Source organism: Klebsiella oxytoca, assembly GCF_009707385.1.
GTDB lineage: Bacteria > Pseudomonadota > Gammaproteobacteria > Enterobacterales > Enterobacteriaceae > Klebsiella > Klebsiella oxytoca_C.
Genome location: NZ_CP046115.1, coordinates 4,044,188 through 4,061,241, shown reverse-complemented (window position 1 = coordinate 4,061,241; position 17,054 = coordinate 4,044,188). Strand labels below are relative to the sequence as shown.

General features: G+C 53.3%; 16 protein-coding genes. 9 read left to right on the top strand and 7 right to left on the bottom strand.

Features of this window, described 5'->3' with window-relative positions:
* Window positions 1-17: 17 nt before the first annotated feature.
* The 4 genes from pssA to trxC all read right to left on the bottom strand — a co-directional run bounded on the left by pssA (window position 18) and on the right by trxC (window position 5,374).
* Entirely contained in the window at window positions 18-1,373 is a 1,356-nt protein-coding gene (gene pssA, locus GJ746_RS18860; protein ID WP_154681567.1) for a CDP-diacylglycerol--serine O-phosphatidyltransferase, read from the bottom strand.
* Window positions 1,374-1,466: 93 nt separating this feature from the next.
* The gene (locus GJ746_RS18855; protein ID WP_154681566.1) at window positions 1,467-4,145 is read right to left on the bottom strand and encodes a bifunctional acetate--CoA ligase family protein/GNAT family N-acetyltransferase; all 2,679 of its coding nucleotides are present in this window, start codon (window positions 4,143-4,145) and stop codon (window positions 1,467-1,469) included.
* A 35-nt stretch (window positions 4,146-4,180) separates the two neighbouring features.
* On the bottom strand, window positions 4,181-4,879 hold the full coding sequence (locus GJ746_RS18850) for a tRNA-uridine aminocarboxypropyltransferase (RefSeq protein WP_154681565.1): 699 nt from the start codon (window positions 4,877-4,879) through the stop codon (window positions 4,181-4,183).
* 69 nt (window positions 4,880-4,948) lie between these two features.
* The gene (trxC, locus tag GJ746_RS18845) at window positions 4,949-5,374 is read right to left on the bottom strand and encodes a thioredoxin TrxC (protein WP_154681564.1); all 426 of its coding nucleotides are present in this window, start codon (window positions 5,372-5,374) and stop codon (window positions 4,949-4,951) included.
* Between the two features lie 203 nt (window positions 5,375-5,577).
* Between trxC and GJ746_RS18840 the strand changes: the two genes are divergently transcribed.
* Entirely contained in the window at window positions 5,578-6,651 is a 1,074-nt protein-coding gene (locus tag GJ746_RS18840; protein WP_154681563.1) for a tRNA/rRNA methyltransferase, read from the top strand.
* A 64-nt stretch (window positions 6,652-6,715) separates the two neighbouring features.
* On the opposite strand, the gene ung is transcribed toward GJ746_RS18840, so the two are convergent.
* A complete protein-coding gene (gene ung, locus GJ746_RS18835) occupies window positions 6,716-7,405 on the bottom strand; it encodes a uracil-DNA glycosylase (protein ID WP_154681562.1) in 690 nt (229 codons plus the stop codon).
* A 309-nt stretch (window positions 7,406-7,714) separates the two neighbouring features.
* On the opposite strand from ung, the gene grcA reads away from it, so the two are divergent.
* A complete protein-coding gene (gene grcA / locus GJ746_RS18830; RefSeq protein WP_154681561.1) occupies window positions 7,715-8,098 on the top strand; it encodes an autonomous glycyl radical cofactor GrcA in 384 nt (127 codons plus the stop codon).
* A 51-nt stretch (window positions 8,099-8,149) separates the two neighbouring features.
* Here the strand turns inward: grcA and srmB are convergent, their stop codons facing one another.
* Window positions 8,150-9,475: an ATP-dependent RNA helicase SrmB gene (srmB, locus tag GJ746_RS18825; RefSeq protein ID WP_154681560.1), complete on the bottom strand. Its 1,326-nt coding sequence runs from the start codon at window positions 9,473-9,475 to the stop codon at window positions 8,150-8,152.
* 131 nt (window positions 9,476-9,606) lie between these two features.
* Here srmB and trmN point away from each other — a divergent pair, with 131 nt between their 5' ends.
* Entirely contained in the window at window positions 9,607-10,347 is a 741-nt protein-coding gene (gene trmN / locus GJ746_RS18820; RefSeq protein WP_154681559.1) for a tRNA(1)(Val) (adenine(37)-N(6))-methyltransferase TrmN, read from the top strand.
* Here the strand turns inward: trmN and nadB are convergent.
* Window positions 10,332-11,951 carry an L-aspartate oxidase gene (gene nadB / locus GJ746_RS18815; RefSeq protein WP_154681558.1) on the bottom strand — a complete coding sequence of 540 codons (1,620 nt, stop codon included), beginning with the start codon at window positions 11,949-11,951 and terminating at the stop codon, window positions 10,332-10,334. The two genes, trmN and nadB, sit on opposite strands and share 16 nt — an antisense overlap.
* A gap of 260 nt (window positions 11,952-12,211) precedes the next feature.
* Here nadB and rseD point away from each other — a divergent pair, with 260 nt between their 5' ends.
* The 6 genes from rseD to lepA all read left to right on the top strand — a co-directional run bounded on the left by rseD (window position 12,212) and on the right by lepA (window position 17,049).
* Window positions 12,212-12,334 (top strand): rpoE leader peptide RseD, encoded by a 123-nt coding sequence (gene rseD / locus GJ746_RS25655; protein WP_154681557.1) that lies wholly within the window; start codon window positions 12,212-12,214, stop codon window positions 12,332-12,334.
* Window positions 12,335-12,373: 39 nt separating this feature from the next.
* Entirely contained in the window at window positions 12,374-12,949 is a 576-nt protein-coding gene (gene rpoE / locus GJ746_RS18805; RefSeq protein ID WP_154681556.1) for an RNA polymerase sigma factor RpoE, read from the top strand.
* 32 nt (window positions 12,950-12,981) lie between these two features.
* A complete protein-coding gene (gene rseA, locus GJ746_RS18800) occupies window positions 12,982-13,632 on the top strand; it encodes an anti-sigma-E factor RseA (protein ID WP_154681555.1) in 651 nt (216 codons plus the stop codon).
* Window positions 13,632-14,588, top strand: coding sequence for a sigma-E factor regulatory protein RseB (gene rseB, locus GJ746_RS18795; RefSeq protein WP_154681554.1), 957 nt, complete (start codon window positions 13,632-13,634; stop codon window positions 14,586-14,588). Before rseA ends, rseB begins: the two co-directional genes overlap by 1 nt.
* Window positions 14,585-15,064, top strand: a complete 480-nt coding sequence (gene rseC, locus GJ746_RS18790) for a SoxR-reducing system protein RseC (RefSeq protein ID WP_154681553.1) — start codon at window positions 14,585-14,587, stop codon at window positions 15,062-15,064. The genes rseB and rseC overlap by 4 nt, the downstream gene beginning before the upstream one ends.
* Before the next feature lie 185 nt (window positions 15,065-15,249).
* Complete coding sequence (lepA, locus tag GJ746_RS18785) at window positions 15,250-17,049, top strand: translation elongation factor 4 (RefSeq protein WP_154681552.1); 1,800 nt, start codon at window positions 15,250-15,252, stop codon at window positions 17,047-17,049.
* The last annotated feature ends 5 nt before the right edge of the window (window positions 17,050-17,054 follow it).

The following is a 17,054-nucleotide window of genomic DNA, read 5'->3' as shown; positions in this document are numbered from 1 at the left end:
GATGACGGGGCGGTAATTCAGAGAATGCGGCTGATAAGACGATCGATTCGAATACGTCGCAGACGCCTGATCAGTTTGCGTACCTTTATTGGATAGTCAGCAATACTTTGGAGATCGCGATAGTGTTTGACGATGGTGGTGTGTTTGCGGATGAGGCTTAACTCTTTTTCGCGCATTGCGCCGAGCTGATGCTTCGGATCGTGAATAAGGATCGCGTTTTCTAAATCCAGTCGCCAGGCGCGTGGATTCAGGTTGTTGCCGGTCAGGAGCATCCACTCGTCATCCACCCACATGCCTTTCAGGTGGTAGCTGTTATCATCGTCTTTCCATAAACGGACAATGAGCTGATCGGTATTGACATAATACTGCAGTCGGCTCAGGAATCGCCGCAGATTGATTTCATAAAGATAGGGCAGAGCGCCGATAATTTTAAACGGCTGATCTTCCGGAATATAGAAATCATTAGCGGTTTTATCGCCAACGATAATTTCGACTTTTTTCCCACTGCGTAACAGCTGAATGATATTACGTACCAGCAGGGCTGGCAGGTTAAAATAAGGGGTGCAGATCGTCAGTTTGTGCTCAGCACAGGGCATCAGATGGAAAATCGTTTTATTTAGCAGGCTAGTTTTACCCAGCCCAACTAACGGGGTGACAGATAGCTGATCTTCACCAGCATCGCCAGAAAAATGATAGCTGCTATCGCGGAGCTCCTGGCGATACTGACGGATATCATTTTTGATTTCCGGGCTTTTAGGACGGTCGGTCCTGTCAAGGCGATTAACGCCACGGCCCTGCACCAGGTTATTTTCAACCCAGTCGAACATCACATCTGCCATTTTCGCGTTGCGAATGCACTGGTAGCGATCGTAGCGGTATTTATCGTGTTGATGCAGGTAAACATCATTAAGGCTGGCGCCGCTATAGAGAACGCTATCATCAATGATAAAGCCTTTGAAATGGAGGACACCGAGCGCTTCCCGGGTATTGACTGGAACGCCATAAACCGGAATATCGACGCCGGGATTCTCCTGCGCCATGCGGCAGTACCAGTCGGCATTGGTATCAGACGCCGCGACGCCAATACGCCCGCGCTGGGCGCGATGCCAGTCGACCAGCACCTGGACATCTAATTGCGGACGCTGACGCTTAGCGTCATATAGCGCCTGCAAAATTCCTTTGCCGCCATCATCCTGTTCCAGATAGAGCGCAATAATACAAATACGCTGGGTGGCTTGAGCTATTCTGGCCAGTAACGCTTGCCGAAAATCTGCCGGAGCGTAAAAGAACTCGATATCATCAACTGACTGAGAAAGCTTAGGGAGTTGGGCAAGGTGTTGTTGATGTTTATTGCGTTTAAATTTTGACAACATCACAGTGCGTTTCTTCTCTGTTTATTGAAGGGTCTTCTGTACCATGCAGACGACGTAAGCGGGCAATAATACCATTACTACCCGTTAAAGTAGTCAACAATTGCGGTCAGCCGTTTGTAATTGCTCAGGTACAAGCTGTAGAGACAAACTTACAATCCCATCTTCAAGTTGAATATCAACTGAGAATCCTAGCTTTCTGGCGAGCCCGATCATGCCTTTATTATTGGGCATGGTGATGCCATTCAGCCGCTGCAGGCCGTGGCTTTGCGTATAGGCAATCAACTTTTCCAGGAGCTTGCGGCCTAACCCCATACCTTTCAGGTCGGAGCGCACCAGTACAGCAAACTCGGCATCGATATTATCCGGATCGGAGATAGCCCGCGTCACGCCGAGGATCTCATCTCCCTCACTTGTGATGCGCACAGCAACAAAGGCCATTTCTCGATCGTAGTCGATCTGCGTCATATTCGCTAAATCATCATGAGTAAATTCGTTGATTTCACTGAAGTAACGATAATAGAGATCTTCCTTCGTGACCTGAGCGATAAAGGCCAGCAGCTGCGGCTCATCTTCCGGCAATATTGGACGGAAAAGGCAGCGTTCCCCATTCTTCATCACCACCCACTCCTCCTGCTGCTGCGGATAAGGGCGTATGGCGAGGCGGCTTTCACTATCGCCGGTGAATGGAGCGAGAGTTAACGTCACGTCAAGCGCGGTAAACTCATGGCCGGAAGCCAGAAGAGGGTGGATATCCAGACGCTGAATTTCCGGGCAGTCGACAATTAAATTCGATACCTGTACCAATAGCTGGCTCAGGCCGGGAATATCGAGAGGTCGCAGCGCGCTGCGGCCGCGCACTTTTTTACTTTTGATGGCCTGGATAACCAGGTAGCGCGCAAGGTTCATATTCAGCGGAGGGAGCGCGACGGCGGCCTGATCCTCTGCACGCCATTCTACGCCGCCTTCGCCAAGCATGATAAGCGGCCCAAAAACGGAGTCATGTTCTACGACAACCCTCAGCTCCTGCGCTCCGGCGCGATTGGCCATACTTTGCACCAGCAGCCCGTGAATGCGCGCCTGCGGCCAGGTCATTTTGACACGATCGATAATCGCATCCGCAGCCTGCTGCACTTCGACGGCGGTACGCAGATAAAGCATAACCCCCTGAACTTCCGACTTATGTGGAATATCAGGCGAGCGCAGCTTCAGTGCTACGGGATAGCCAATCTGCTCGGCAATATGCACGGCTTCAGCGCTATCGGCGGCAATCCACGTCGGTAGGGTATGAATACCGTAAGCGCGCAGAACGGGGCTTACTTCATGGGTATCCAGAGACGTAGCGCCTTCATTGATTGCGCGTTGCAGCAGACTATGCGCTTCGGCTGTATTAGTCGCTAACGAGACTGGCTGCACCGGAGTTTCCCTGAGCTGCTTCTGGTTACGTCGATATTCAACCATATGCATAAAGGCGGTAATCGTACCTTCGGGGGTTCGATAGGTCGGCAAGCCCGCATCGCTAAACAGACGCCGCGCTTCCTGTGAAGAGAACTCACCGCACCAGTTGGTGAGAACCGTCACGTACTTGCCGCGAGGATGGCGCTTCAGGGCGTCAATCAGCGCCAGCGCGCTTTCTGTGCCTGGAGCTGCTGCGCTGGGTGAATGGATTACCAGCAGCGCATCGTAGTCATGGCTATCCAGCAGCACGTTCAGCGCTTTGAGGTAATGCTCGCTGCTGGCGTCGTCGCGGAGATCGAGCGGGTTAGCGATATCAATCGTTTCAGGTAACGCCTGACGGAGACGATCGCTGGTCTCTTCGCTGAGAGCGGCAAGTTTGCCGTTGCGCAGCCAAAGCTCATCCAGCGCCAGCGCAGCAGGAGCGGCACCGTTACTGATAATCATCAGCTTCTCACCGCGCAGCGGGCGCATGTGGCTGAGGGTTTCGACCGCGGAGAACAATTCGTGAGTATCCTGAACCCGCAACAAGCCCGCGCGCTGAATCGCGGCGTCCCAGGCCGGATCCATACCTGAATTGACGTGCAGCAGCTTTTGTGCGGCAGGACTTCGTCCACTTTTAATCACCAGGATCGGCTTATTTCGTGATGCGCTACGGGCCGCGGAGACAAAACGGCGGGCATCGCTGAGATGTTCAAGATAGAGCAGAATGGCGCTGGTCTTACTGTCGCGAGCGAGGAAATCAAGCAGGTCATCGACGTCGATGTCCAGGCTATCTCCCAGTGCAATAAAGTAAGAAAAACCCATCTCGCGCTGCTGAGCCCAGTCGAGGATGGTATTGGAGACCGCCGCCGATTGCGAAATAAACGCCAGTTTGCCGCGATGAATAGGGACCGGCGAAAAGCTGGCGTTAAGACCTTGCCAGGGAGCGAGAAGACCAAGGCTATTTGGCCCGAGCAGCCGCATCTGGTAGCGAGCGGCACACTCAAGCAGCGCGGGATATTGTTCGGATATGGAAGAGAGAATGATGCAGGTTTTGCACCCTTTTTGCCCCAACGCTTCCAGAAGCTCAAGATTTCTGCGGGCGTTGGTACACAGCACGGCGAGATCGGGCGTGAAGGGCAAACTATCCACGGTGGGCCAGGCCAGCACGCCCTGAACTGCTTTCCAGGCTGGCGTAACGGGAAGGACAGGGCCGTTAAATCCCCCGGCCAGCAGGTTGCGCATCATCAGATAACCGGCGCGCTGTGGTTTCATTGATGCGCCAATAACGGCGATCGACTTTGGCCGCAGCAATGCTTCCAGGCCTCGTTGGCTCATACCGGTCTCCTTTGATCTCCAGTGACCGAATGATTTTAAACGTTTTCCGTAAGTTGTGCTGTGATACTGCCCTTATGCTGCGTTTTTCCTGCCAGATAGCGCGATCTGAATAAGCTGAAGTGATCGCCAAGGGCGGTGGCGGCGGTTTCATCCCCCGTGAGATCCAGCAGTGCAATAGCGACCTCAGCGGTACAGTACTGCCCTTCTGCGTGCGCTTCCCGCAGGTGATAAGCGGAAATGCGCGACAGGTCGACGGAAATAATCGGCAGCGCATCAAGCCACGGGCTTTTGCGGAACATTTTTCGCGCTTCGGGCCAGGTGCCGTCGAGCATAATAAACAGCGGCGGTTTACCCGCCAGCGGAGAATTAAGTACCTGGCGCTCTGAACCTGCATAAGACGCAGGAAAAACGACCATTGGCTGATATCGCTCGTCGGAGACTAAATCAAGAAGCGCCTGCGGCGGTTCGGTTCGTGACCACTGAAATGCTGTGGTATCCGGCAGGATATCGGCTATCAGGCGTCCGGTGTTGCTGGGCTTCATTGGCTCAGTGTCGAACATCACCAGGCAAAAACGGCTGGTAGCGGTAACCGGATTTAGGGTTGCGCAGAGGCATTGCTTTAACGGCAGCAGGCAGCGCTGGCAGCGGTGGACACGGTTACCGCGGGCAAGAAAAGGCCGGGTGGCGCGCGCGAGACGTTCGGCGCGAAGACGAAGGACGGCGTTATCAGTCATGGGGATCGCTAAGAAAAAACGCCATTGTCGCAGAGGTAAAAACGGGGCACAAGCGGTGCCCCGTAAGCTTTACTGCTGGCCAGCTTCGTTTAGCCAGCTATCGAAAGGCGCCTTAGGCACGGCGCCGTTCAGCATGTCGATGACTTCACCATTTTTGAACATCATAATGGTCGGGATGCTGCGAATGCGGAAGCGAGCGCTTAATTCACGTTCCATTTCGGTATTTACTTTCACGAAACGCATTTCGCCGCTGCGTTCTTCCGCCACATCTTCAAAGATTGGCGCAAAGTTACGGCAGGGGCCACACCATGGCGCCCAGAAATCAACGACAACGGGGAGATCGTCCTTCAGTAGTTTATCCAGCGTTGCCCCGGTCGCGTTGATAACGTCGCCATCAAAAAGATCGTGACCACAGCGCCCGCATTTCGCGCCATCGGCACTACGATCGTCGGGGAGGCGGTTCAGAGCCTGACAACTGGCACAAACGGTATTCATAACTAACCTCTGGTTATGGGTTGCAGCGCGGCACGTGGCCGATTTGTTTCTTGAATGTTACATATTATCGACGCACTGCTAATAAAGGACAATGAGATTTATTCAATGAATACGATAGACTCAGGCTTTTAAATGAAATAATGGCTAAGTGATGGCACATCGGGTAATCTGCGCGCTTCGCGCAGCGCAGGTGGAGAAAATTGATGAGCGACGACGAACTGAAAAATAAAAGCGGCAAGGTCAAAGTGATGTATGTCCGCAGTGATGATGATTCTGACCGACGTACCCATAACCCGCGTACCGGGAAAGGTGGGGGACGTCCAGGAAAATCTCGTGTTGATGGTCGTAACCGCCCTGCGCGCGATGAAAAAGAGAGCCGAGGCGGCGATCGTAAACGTGACGATCGCAAGCGTGAAGGCTTCGGCGGTGAGGGTACCTCGCCGTGGCGTACCGTGTCCCGCGCGCCGGGCGATGAGACGCCGGTAAAAGCGGATCACGGCGGGATCAGCGGGAAAAGCTTTATCGATCCTGAAGTACTACGCCGCCAGCGTGCGGAAGAGACCCGGGTCTATGGTGAAAATGCCTGTCAGGCGCTCTTCCAGAGCCGTCCGGATGCCATTGTGCGCGCCTGGTTTATCCAGAGCGTGACCCCGCGCTTCAAAGAAGCCCTGCGCTGGATGGCGGCTAATCGTAAAGCCTATCATGTGGTTGATGAAGCTGAGCTGGCGAAAGCATCTGGAACAGAACATCACGGCGGCGTTTGCTTCCTGATTAAAAAACGTCATGGCACCTCCGTTGAGCAGTGGGTTGCTAAAGCCGATGCTGAAGATTGCGTTCTGGCGCTGGAAGATGTCGGTAACCCGCATAACCTCGGCGCGATTATGCGCAGCTGCGCGCACTTCGGCGTGAAGGGCGTTGTTGTACAGGATGCTGGCGTAATGGAGTCTGGTGCCGCGATTCGTACCGCAGAAGGCGGTGCAGAACACGTTGAGCCGATCACCGGCGACAGCTTTATTGATACGCTTGAACGCTTCCGTAAAGCGGGCTACGCAATTGTTTCTACCTCCAGCCATAACGGCACTCCGCTGTTTAAAGCCGAGCTGCCGAAGAAAATGGTGCTGGTATTAGGGCAGGAGAGCGACGGTCTTTCCGACGCGGCTATTTCCAGCGCCGATCTGAATATCGCTATCGAAGGCACCGGCAACGTAGAAAGCCTGAACGTTTCGGTTGCGACCGGTGTGCTGCTGGCTGAATGGTGGCGGCAGAACAAGGCTTGAGCCTTATTTCAGAGCCAAAAATGCCAGCGTAATGCTGGCATTTTGGTTTTAGCGTTAGTTGTGATTATTCGCTTTCAGCTGGCAGTTTGGGCATCCAGTCAATCGGCGTTTCGCCGCGTTCGGCAAGCCATTGATTTGTCTTAACGAAATGATTACTACCAAAGAAGCCGCGGTGGGCCGATAGCGGCGACGGATGCGGTGCTTTGAGTACGCAATGGCGCTGGCGATCGATTATCGCTCCCTTCTTCTGCGCATGCGACCCCCACAGAAGAAATACTACGCCTTCCCGGTGCTGGTTAATCAATGAAATCACTTTATCGGTAAAGGTTTCCCAACCGAGGCTGGCATGAGAATGCGCTTGTCCTGCTCGTACCGTTAATACGGTATTGAGCAATAAAACCCCCTGACGCGCCCAGCTTTCGAGATAACCATGATTCGGCCGCTGAAAGCCAGGTATTGTGCCTTCCAGTTCTTTATACATATTTAGCAGCGATGGAGGAGTCGCGATCCCCGGTAGGACTGAGAAGGCAAGGCCGTGAGCCTGTCCTGGCCCATGATAGGGATCCTGGCCCAGGATCACTACTTTTACATCGCTTAGCTCAGTATAACGAAACGCGTTAAAGACATCTTTTTGTGGGGGATAGATGGTGATTCCCGACTGGCGTTCTTCCGCTACGGTTTTCAGGGTATTAACAAACCAGGGCTGCTGCTTCTCTTCTGCCAGCACATCGTGCCAGGTTAATGGGGTGGTCATTTTGCTCTCCTGCAAAGTGTCGTCGCCATAGCTTAACTGTATCTTTCTACAACACAAAATTTGCTCCACGCGATTGACGCTCTTCATGCAAAAAAAATTGAAAATTTACAAATTTATTTGGCGTCGTGAGTGGCGTAACTTGATGTAAAACAATAATATCCAGCTATACCCACTGTTGTTGCATGGTTTTTGTTGATTTAAATCAATGAATACCGGATGTCCGGCTGATATATATACATGCATACAACAATGGTTTTACCAATTGGCCGCAAAGGCCAAAATCGAATAAACACTGCCTGGAGGCATCCAATGATTACTGGTATCCAAATTACTAAAGCTGCAAACGACGATCTGCTGAATTCTTTCTGGCTGCTGGATAGCGAAAAAGGCGAAGCCCGCTGCCTGTGCGCTAAAGCTGGTTTTGCGGAAGATGACGTGGTTGCGGTAAGCAAACTTGGCGAGATCGAATATCGTGAAATCCCGGTAGACGTGAAACCAGAAGTTCGTGTTGAAGGCGGTCAGCATCTGAACGTTAACGTTCTGCGCCGTGAAACGCTGCTGGATGCGGTTGAAAATCCGGAAAAATATCCGCAGCTGACCATCCGCGTTTCTGGCTATGCGGTACGCTTTAACTCCCTGACTCCGGAACAGCAGCGCGACGTTATCGCCCGTACTTTTACCGAAAGCCTGTAAGATTTAGCCTTGATGCAAAAAACGCCGGGATATCCCGGCGTTTTTTTACTCTTAGTTCGACTTCTGCGGAGCATCCGCGGCGCTTGGTTTACGGCGCTTACCAATGTTTTTGGTATCACGATGGCGTTTTTTCACCCGCGGTTTCTCTTTTTCTTTCTCTTTCTTCTCTGCGCGCTTCGCTAAAACCTTTTTAGAAGGTTTACCGGTCAGCTTTTCGCTTGGTGCTCGGGTCGTCGGCCGCAGTTCATCGATGACGCGGGCTTTTAACGGCTCTTCGACATAGCGGCCAATTTTACCCAACAGCAGGTGGTCGTGGGCTTCAACCAGAGAAATTGCCGTTCCTTTCTTGCCTGCACGCCCGGTACGACCGATACGGTGCAGATAGATATCCGCCGTGCGCGGCAAGTCGAAGTTGAATACGTGGCTTACGTCTGCAATATCAATACCGCGGGCGGCAACATCGGTGGCGATTAATACATTAATACGGCCATCGGTCAGGCGGCTAATCGCTTCGTTGCGTTTTGCCTGCACCATCTCGCCTTCCAGCCAGCAGGTATTAATACCTGCTTCACGCAGCCAGCCGGCCAGTTCATGCACGCGCTCGCGCTTACGTACGAAGACGATAGAACGCGTCGCTTCCGGCTGCTTGAGAAGATGGACGAGCAGAGCGGTCTTATGCTTGACGTCATCCGCACGGTAATACCACTGGTGAATCTTTTTACGCTCGCGAGTGGAGGGGGTGGCCGAGACTTCCACCGGTTCTTCCAGCAGTCGCTCAGCAAAATCCTTAATGGCATCACCTTCGAGGGTTGCGGAGAACAGCATGGTCTGCTTGCGCCAGCGGGTTTCACCGGCAATATGTTCAATATCCTGGGCGAAGCCCATATCAAGCATGCGGTCCGCTTCATCGAGGATCAGCGTTTCAACGGCGCGGCAGTCGAAGTTTTCTTCTTTAATATACTGCAGCAGACGACCGGTTGTGGCGACCACGATATCCTGGTTCTCGCTGAACACTTCGGCGTGGTTCATGTATGCGACACCGCCGGTGATAGTGGCGATATCCAGATGAGTGTGTTTTGCCAGTTCACGCGCATGGTCGGCAACCTGCATGGCCAGTTCGCGAGTTGGGGTCAGGATAAGAATGCGCGGCGGACCAGATTTCTTGCGCGGAAAATCGAGCAGATGCTGCAACGCTGGCAGAAGATACGCCGCCGTTTTACCGGTGCCGGTCGGGGCTGAACCGAGAATATCACGGCCATCAAGCGCAGGCGGAATAGCGGCGGCCTGAATGGCTGTCGGGCGTGTGAAACCTTTATCCTGGAGTGCGTCCAGCAGGTTTTCGTCGAGTTCAAGTTCGGAAAAAGTCGTTACAGTCATGATCTACCTCTGAGTGGACCGCCGATTATAGACGTTACGGACGCAATGTTCATCTGTTTGTAAGGCTATCTGTTCTCCGGTATTGTGCATAGCCTTAAGCTCAGGAGTTTTTGCCCGCAAGGTTATCGAGGATGTCCCAGTCGAAGTTTGCGCTGCCGCGCAATGGTTTTACGTTTAAGCAGTTTTTTGTCGCTCATGATAGATGCGCGATGAAGGTAGGTACCGACGGCATTTTACTTGGCGCATGGGCCCCGATCGCCAGGGTTAAGCGGGTACTGGATATCGGCACGGGCAGCGGTCTGTTAGCCCTGATGATCGCGCAGCGAACCGGGGAGACGGTTATTGTTGATGCCGTGGAGCTGGACGAAGAGGCGGCAGCGCAGGCGCGAGAAAATGCGCTGGATTCCCCATGGGCTGAACGTATCCAGATTCATCAGGCAGATATTCTGCAATGGCAGCCGCCGCAAACCCGACGCTATGATCTGATCGTCAGCAATCCGCCCTTTTTCGCGGCCGGCGTTCCTTGTGCCACCTCGCAGCGCGAGCAGGCCCGATATACTTCCTCACTCGATCATGCAACCTTATTAACCTCTGCCGCCGAGCTTGTTACGGAAGAGGGTTTTTTCTGCGTTGTGCTTCCGGTCGACATCGGCAATGCTTTTGTGCAGAGGGCGCAGAATATGGGCTGGCATCTGCGGCTGCGTACCGACGTCGCGGAAACCGAAGTGCGCCCGCCGCATCGAGTTCTGTTAGCCTTTTCTCCAACGGCGGGAGAAGAGTGTTTTAGCGACAGATTAGTTATCCGTGGGCCAGAGCAGCAGTATTCTGAAGGGTTTACCGCTTTGACCCAGGATTTTTACCTTTTTATGTGAACCAGCGGCGAGAGCACTGAAGGTCCGCTATCCGGCAGCATTTCAGGATAGTCCAGAGTGTAGTGAAGCCCACGGCTCTCTTTACGTTGCATAGCGCAGCGCACTATCAGCTCGGCAACCTGTACCAGGTTGCGCAGTTCCAGCAAATTATTGGAGACGCGGAAGCGTGCGTAATATTCGTCGAGCTCCTGCTGCAGCATATTAATGCGGCGCAGGGCGCGTTCAAGGCGGCGGGTGGTGCGTACGATGCCGACATAATCCCACATCAGCAAGCGCAGCTCATGCCAGTTGTGCTGAATCACTACCAGCTCATCGGGAATTTCGACCTGGCTTTCATCCCATGCCGGCAGTTCACTCACTGACTGCGCGAAAGGCAGGCGCTTAACGATATCTTCGGCAGCAGACCATCCGTAGACAAGGCACTCAAGCAACGAATTTGAGGCCATGCGGTTGGCGCCGTGTAATCCGGTGTAGCTCACTTCGCCTATGGCATACAGACCGTCGACGTCGGTGCGCCCATTATCATCAACCATCACGCCGCCGCAGGTATAGTGTGCGGCAGGAACAATAGGCACCGGCTCCTTTGTCAGATCGATGCCCAGCCCAAGCAGCTTCTCGTAGATCATTGGAAAATGGTGGCGAACGAATTCCTCGGGCTTGTGGCTGATATCAAGATACATACAGTCAACGCCAAGGCGCTTCATCTCATGATCGATGGCTCTGGCGACGATGTCGCGCGGCGCCAGCTCGCCGCGTTCGTCAAAGTCCGGCATAAACCGAGTGCCGTCCGGACGTTTTAACAGAGCCCCCTCGCCGCGTAGCGCTTCCGTCAGCAGGAAATTGCGCGCTTGCGGATGGTATAGCGCAGTGGGGTGAAACTGATTAAATTCGAGGTTGGCAACCCGACAGCCGGCTCGCCAGGCCATCGCGATACCATCGCCGGAAGAAACATCAGGGTTGGTCGTGTATTGGTAGACTTTAGCCGCACCGCCGGTCGCCAGCACCACGGCTTTTGCGCTACAGGTTTCCACCGCTTCTTTATTCCGGTTCCAGATCCATGCCCCCACAACGCGGCGCGTTCCCGGCAGGCCGATTTTATCAGAAATAATCAGGTCAACGGCGTTGCTACGTTCCAGCACGCGGATATTGGGATGAGCCAGCGTCTGGCTGACCAGGGTGGTTTCAACGGCTTTACCGGTCGCATCGGCGGCATGAAGGATTCTGCGATGGCTATGGCCCCCCTCGCGCGTCAGGTGGTAGCTCTCTTCGCCGTTAGCCTGCACCTGAGTATCGAACAGAACGCCCTGATCGATAAGCCACTGAACGCAGGATTTAGCGTTGCTTGCCACAAATGAGACCGCATGGCGATCGCAAAGGCCCGCACCGGCAATCAACGTATCTTCGACGTGGGATTCAATACTGTCTGTTTCATCAAATACTGCAGCAATCCCACCTTGCGCATAAAAAGTAGAGCCTTCGCTGACCGGCCCTTTGCTAAGCACTGTGACTGTACAGTGTTCTGCCAGACGTAAGGCAAGGGATAATCCGGCAGCGCCGCTGCCAATAATCAACACATCGCAGGAGGAATCAGAAGTTGTTTTCATGGCCTTTGTTTAATTTACTAAACACGATTGCCGAACAATAGCACCAGGTTGCGATAAAACGTACAGTTTTTTTACCTGGAGTTGTGACGGCTAAACATATCGCCTGAATGAGGCGGAGAGTAAATGAAAGAAAAGTTTTGCTAAGCTACTCGTTAGCTTCAGATTTTATAGTGAAATAAACGGCGGGTTACGTTACCCTTCTGACGGGTATTGCGCTTTTTCTTATCATCTTACATATCGTTTAGCTACCGGGACATATAATGAGAGATAACAATCCGTCAGCCGGTGTCGGACGAAAAAAAAGGCGTAACGGAACTTTATTGTTTTCAGACACTCCAACCCTCTGCTTGCTCATTTATGCAGTGATTGGGTGGTGTTTTTGAATACGCATGGGAATTGGGTTTGGGGAGACATTACCTCGGATGAGCGAGCAGTTAACGGATCAGGTCCTTGTTGAACGGGTCCAGAAAGGAGATCAGAAGGCATTTAACCTGCTGGTGGTGCGCTATCAGCACAAGGTTGCAAGCCTGGTCTCCCGCTACGTGCCGCCGGGCGATATCGCTGACGTTGTTCAGGAATCGTTCGTCAAAGCATGGCGTGCGCTGGATTCTTTCCGGGGGGATAGCGCTTTTTACACCTGGTTATATCGCATTGCCGTCAACACGGCGAAGAATTATCTGGTTGCTCAGGGACGCCGTCCGCCATCCAGCGATGTTGATGCAAATGATGCGGAAAACTTCGAAAGTGGCGGGGCGTTGAAAGAAATTTCGAACCCTGAGAACTTAATGTTGTCAGAAGAGCTGAGACAAATAGTTTTTCGTACCATTGAATCGCTCCCGGAAGATTTACGTATGGCTATTACGATGCGGGAGCTGGATGGCATGAGCTATGAAGAAATAGCCGCCATCATGGATTGTCCGGTGGGTACCGTGCGTTCACGTATCTTTCGGGCGCGAGAAGCCATTGATAATAAAGTTCAACCGCTAATCAGGCGTTGACGATAGCGGAATACTGGAAAAGGGTATCAGGCATGCAGAAAGAAAAACTTTCGGCCTTAATGGATGGTGAAACGCTGGATAACGAACTGCTCAATGAGCTGGGGCGTTCATCTGAAATGCAAAAAACCTGGGAGAGCTACCATCTCATCCGCGATACGCTGCGAGGCGATACGAGTGAGGTGCTCCATTTTGATATCTCAGCTCGCGTCATGGCCGCCATTGAAAACGAGCCCGTTCGCCAGACGGTTCCTCTAATTCCTGAATCTCAGCCCGCACCGCACCAGTGGCGTCAGATGCCTTTCTGGCAAAAAGTACGCCCGTGGGCCAGCTCGCTCACCCAAATGGGGGTCGCCGCCTGCGTATCTCTTGCTGTGATTGTCGGCGTTCAGCAGTATAATGGTCAGTCTGATTCATCTCAGCAGCCTGAGGCGCCGGTGTTTAACACCATGCCGATGATGGGTAAAGCCAGCCCGGTTAGTCTGGGCGTACCGGCAGATGCTTCATCCGGCAGCGGTCAGCAGGCTCAGGTGCAGGAACAGCGCCGCAGAATTAATGCTATGCTGCAGGACTATGAATTGCAGCGTCGCCTGCATGCAGAACAGCTGCAGTTTGGCCAGGCCCAGACTCAGCAAGCCGCTGTTCAGGTGCCGGGCTATCAAACTTTAGGAACACAATCGCAGTAATGAAGCAACTTTGGTGTGCCATGTCGCTCATGGCAGGCAGCCTGTTCTTCTCTCTCAACGCCTCGGCTGATACATCGTCCGGGGCGTTGTTGCAGCAGATGAACCTGGCCAGCCAGTCCCTTAATTACGAGCTCTCTTTCGTCAGCATCAACAAGCAGGGTGTTGAGTCGCTGCGCTATCGACACGCTAAACTGGACAATCGTACTCTGGCTCAGCTTCTGCAGCTCGATGGTCCTCGTCGGGAAGTGGTGCTGCGCGGAACAGAAATAAGCTATTTTGAACCCGGGCTGGATCCTTTCACGCTGAATGGCGACTATATCGTTGATTCGCTGCCTTCGCTGGTCTACTCCGACTTTAAGCGCCTGTCCTCCTATTACGACTTTATCTCCGTTGGTCGTACGCGTATTGCCGATCGGTTATGCGATGTCGTCCGCGTAGTCGCTCGTGATGGTACCCGCTATAGCTATATTGCGTGGTTAGATGCTGAGACTAAGCTGCCTCTGCGCGTCGATTTGCTTGACCGGGATGGCGAAACGCTCGAGCAGTTCCGGGTCGTTGCGTTCAACGTGGGCGATAACGTTAGCGCCAGTATGGAAACTCTGTCCAAAGCGAATTTACCTCCGCAGCTGTCGGTGCCTGAAGGCGGCAGCAAGGCTAATTTTAACTGGGCGCCAACCTGGCTGCCGCAGGGCGTTACCGAGGTTTCCAGCAGCCAGCGGCGTCTGCCGACCTTCGATGGTCCGGTAGAGTCACGTTTGTATTCCGATGGGCTGTTTAGCTTCTCAATCAATATCAATCGCGCCACGGCTACCAGCAGCGATCAGCTATTGCGTACCGGGCGTCGTACCGTGGCAACTACCGTCCGTGATAACGCAGAGATAACCATTGTGGGCGAGCTACCTCCGCAAACTGCTAAGCGTATTTCCGATAGTATTAAATTCAGGGCTGTCCAATGATTAAAGAGTGGGCGACGGTCGTTTCCTGGAACAATGGCGTTGCGCTGGTGAGCTGTGATGTTAAAGCATCCTGTAGCAGCTGTGCTTCCCGCGCCGGCTGCGGAAGTCGGGTGCTGAACAAGCTTGGGCCGCAAACCAGCCACACCATTAGCGTTCCCTGCGAACAGCCGTTGTCTGTCGGGCAAAAAGTAGAGCTGGGTATTGCCGAGAGTAGCCTGCTGGGCTCGGCCGTTTTAGTCTATATGGCGCCGTTAGTCGGACTGTTCGCGATGGCGTCTCTCTTCCAGGTGCTGTTTGCCAACGATTTTGCTTCATTGTGCGGGGCGATACTGGGCGGAGTTGGCGGATTTTTGGTCGCGCGCGGTCTTTCGCCGGGCTTAGCCTCCCGTCAGTCATGGCAGCCGGTGATTATCAGCATCGGTTTGCCGCCGGATTTAGTCCGCATCGAGACGCCTTCCTCACAATTGGGTCAGTGATTTCACTGGCCCTTATCTTTATTTACAACAGCCGCAAGAACTCGTCATTTACTCCGGTTATGCTAGTGGTAAGAGCATTTCCTGGTTTCGTGGTTGTAGTGTAGAATGCGGCGTTTTCGGATTAAAAAACGTCAGGCACAGAACAGCGGCCTCATGATTCGCGTAAGGCATAATTAACTCTAAATATGAAGAATATACGTAACTTTTCAATCATCGCTCACATCGACCACGGTAAGTCGACACTGTCTGACCGTATTATCCAGATTTGCGGTGGCCTTTCCGATCGTGAAATGGCAGCCCAGGTTCTGGACTCCATGGATCTTGAACGTGAGCGCGGTATTACCATCAAGGCGCAGAGCGTCACCCTGGATTACAAAGCGACTGATGGCGAAACCTATCAGCTGAACTTTATCGACACCCCGGGCCACGTCGACTTCTCTTATGAGGTTTCTCGTTCTCTTGCCGCCTGTGAAGGCGCATTGCTGGTGGTTGATGCCGGGCAGGGCGTAGAAGCCCAGACGCTGGCTAACTGCTATACGGCGATGGAAATGGATCTGGAAGTGGTACCGGTCCTTAACAAAATCGACCTGCCTGCGGCCGATCCGGAACGCGTGGCGGAAGAGATTGAAGATATCGTTGGTATCGATGCTACCGATGCGGTGCGCTGTTCAGCGAAGACCGGCGTTGGCGTACCGGACGTGCTGGAGCGCCTGGTGCGTGATATTCCGCCGCCGGAAGGCGACCCGGAAGCGCCGCTGCAGGCTCTGATCATCGACTCATGGTTCGATAACTACCTCGGCGTTGTCTCGCTGGTGCGTATCAAAAACGGCACTATGCGCAAAGGCGATAAAATTAAGGTCATGAGTACCGGACAGGTATATAACGCCGATCGTCTGGGTATCTTCACGCCGAAACAGGTTGACCGCACCGAGCTGAAATGCGGCGAGGTAGGCTGGCTGGTTTGCGCCATTAAAGACATCCTCGGCGCGCCGGTCGGCGATACGCTGACTCTCTCCCGCAACCCGGCAGAGAAAGCGCTGCCAGGCTTTAAAAAGGTTAAACCGCAGGTTTACGCCGGCCTGTTCCCGGTAAGCTCTGATGATTATGAGAACTTCCGCGATGCGTTAGGCAAACTGAGCCTCAACGATGCTTCTTTGTTCTACGAGCCGGAAAGTTCTACCGCGCTGGGCTTTGGTTTCCGCTGTGGCTTCCTGGGCCTGCTGCATATGGAGATCATTCAGGAACGTCTGGAGCGTGAATACGATCTGGATCTGATCACCACGGCACCGACGGTAGTTTATGAAGTAGAAACTACTTCAAAAGAAGTTATCTACGTCGATAGCCCATCCAAGCTGCCGCCGCTGAACAACATTCAGGAGCTGCGTGAGCCGATTGCCGAGTGCCACATGCTGCTGCCGCAGGAGTTCCTGGGCAACGTCATTACCCTGTGTATCGAAAAACGCGGGGTCCAGACCAACATGGTTTACCACGGTAATCAGGTGGCGTTGACCTATGAAATCCCGATGGCGGAAGTGGTGCTCGACTTCTTTGATCGTCTGAAGTCTACCTCTCGCGGCTATGCGTCGCTGGACTACAACTTCAAGCGCTTCCAGGCTTCGAATATGGTGCGCGTTGATGTGTTAATTAACGGCGAGCGTGTGGATGCGCTGGCGCTGATCACGCATAACGACAATGCGCCGTACCGCGGCCGCGAACTGGTAGAGAAGATGAAAGAGCTGATCCCGCGTCAGCAGTTCGATATCGCTATCCAGGCCGCAATCGGCAACCACATTATTGCCCGCTCTACCGTAAAACAGCTGCGTAAAAACGTTCTGGCAAAATGCTATGGCGGTGACGTTAGCCGTAAGAAAAAGCTGCTGCAGAAGCAGAAAGAAGGTAAGAAACGCATGAAGCAGGTCGGCAACGTTGAGCTCCCTCAGGAAGCGTTCCTCGCCATTCTGCACGTTGGTAAAGACGGCAAATAATTCTA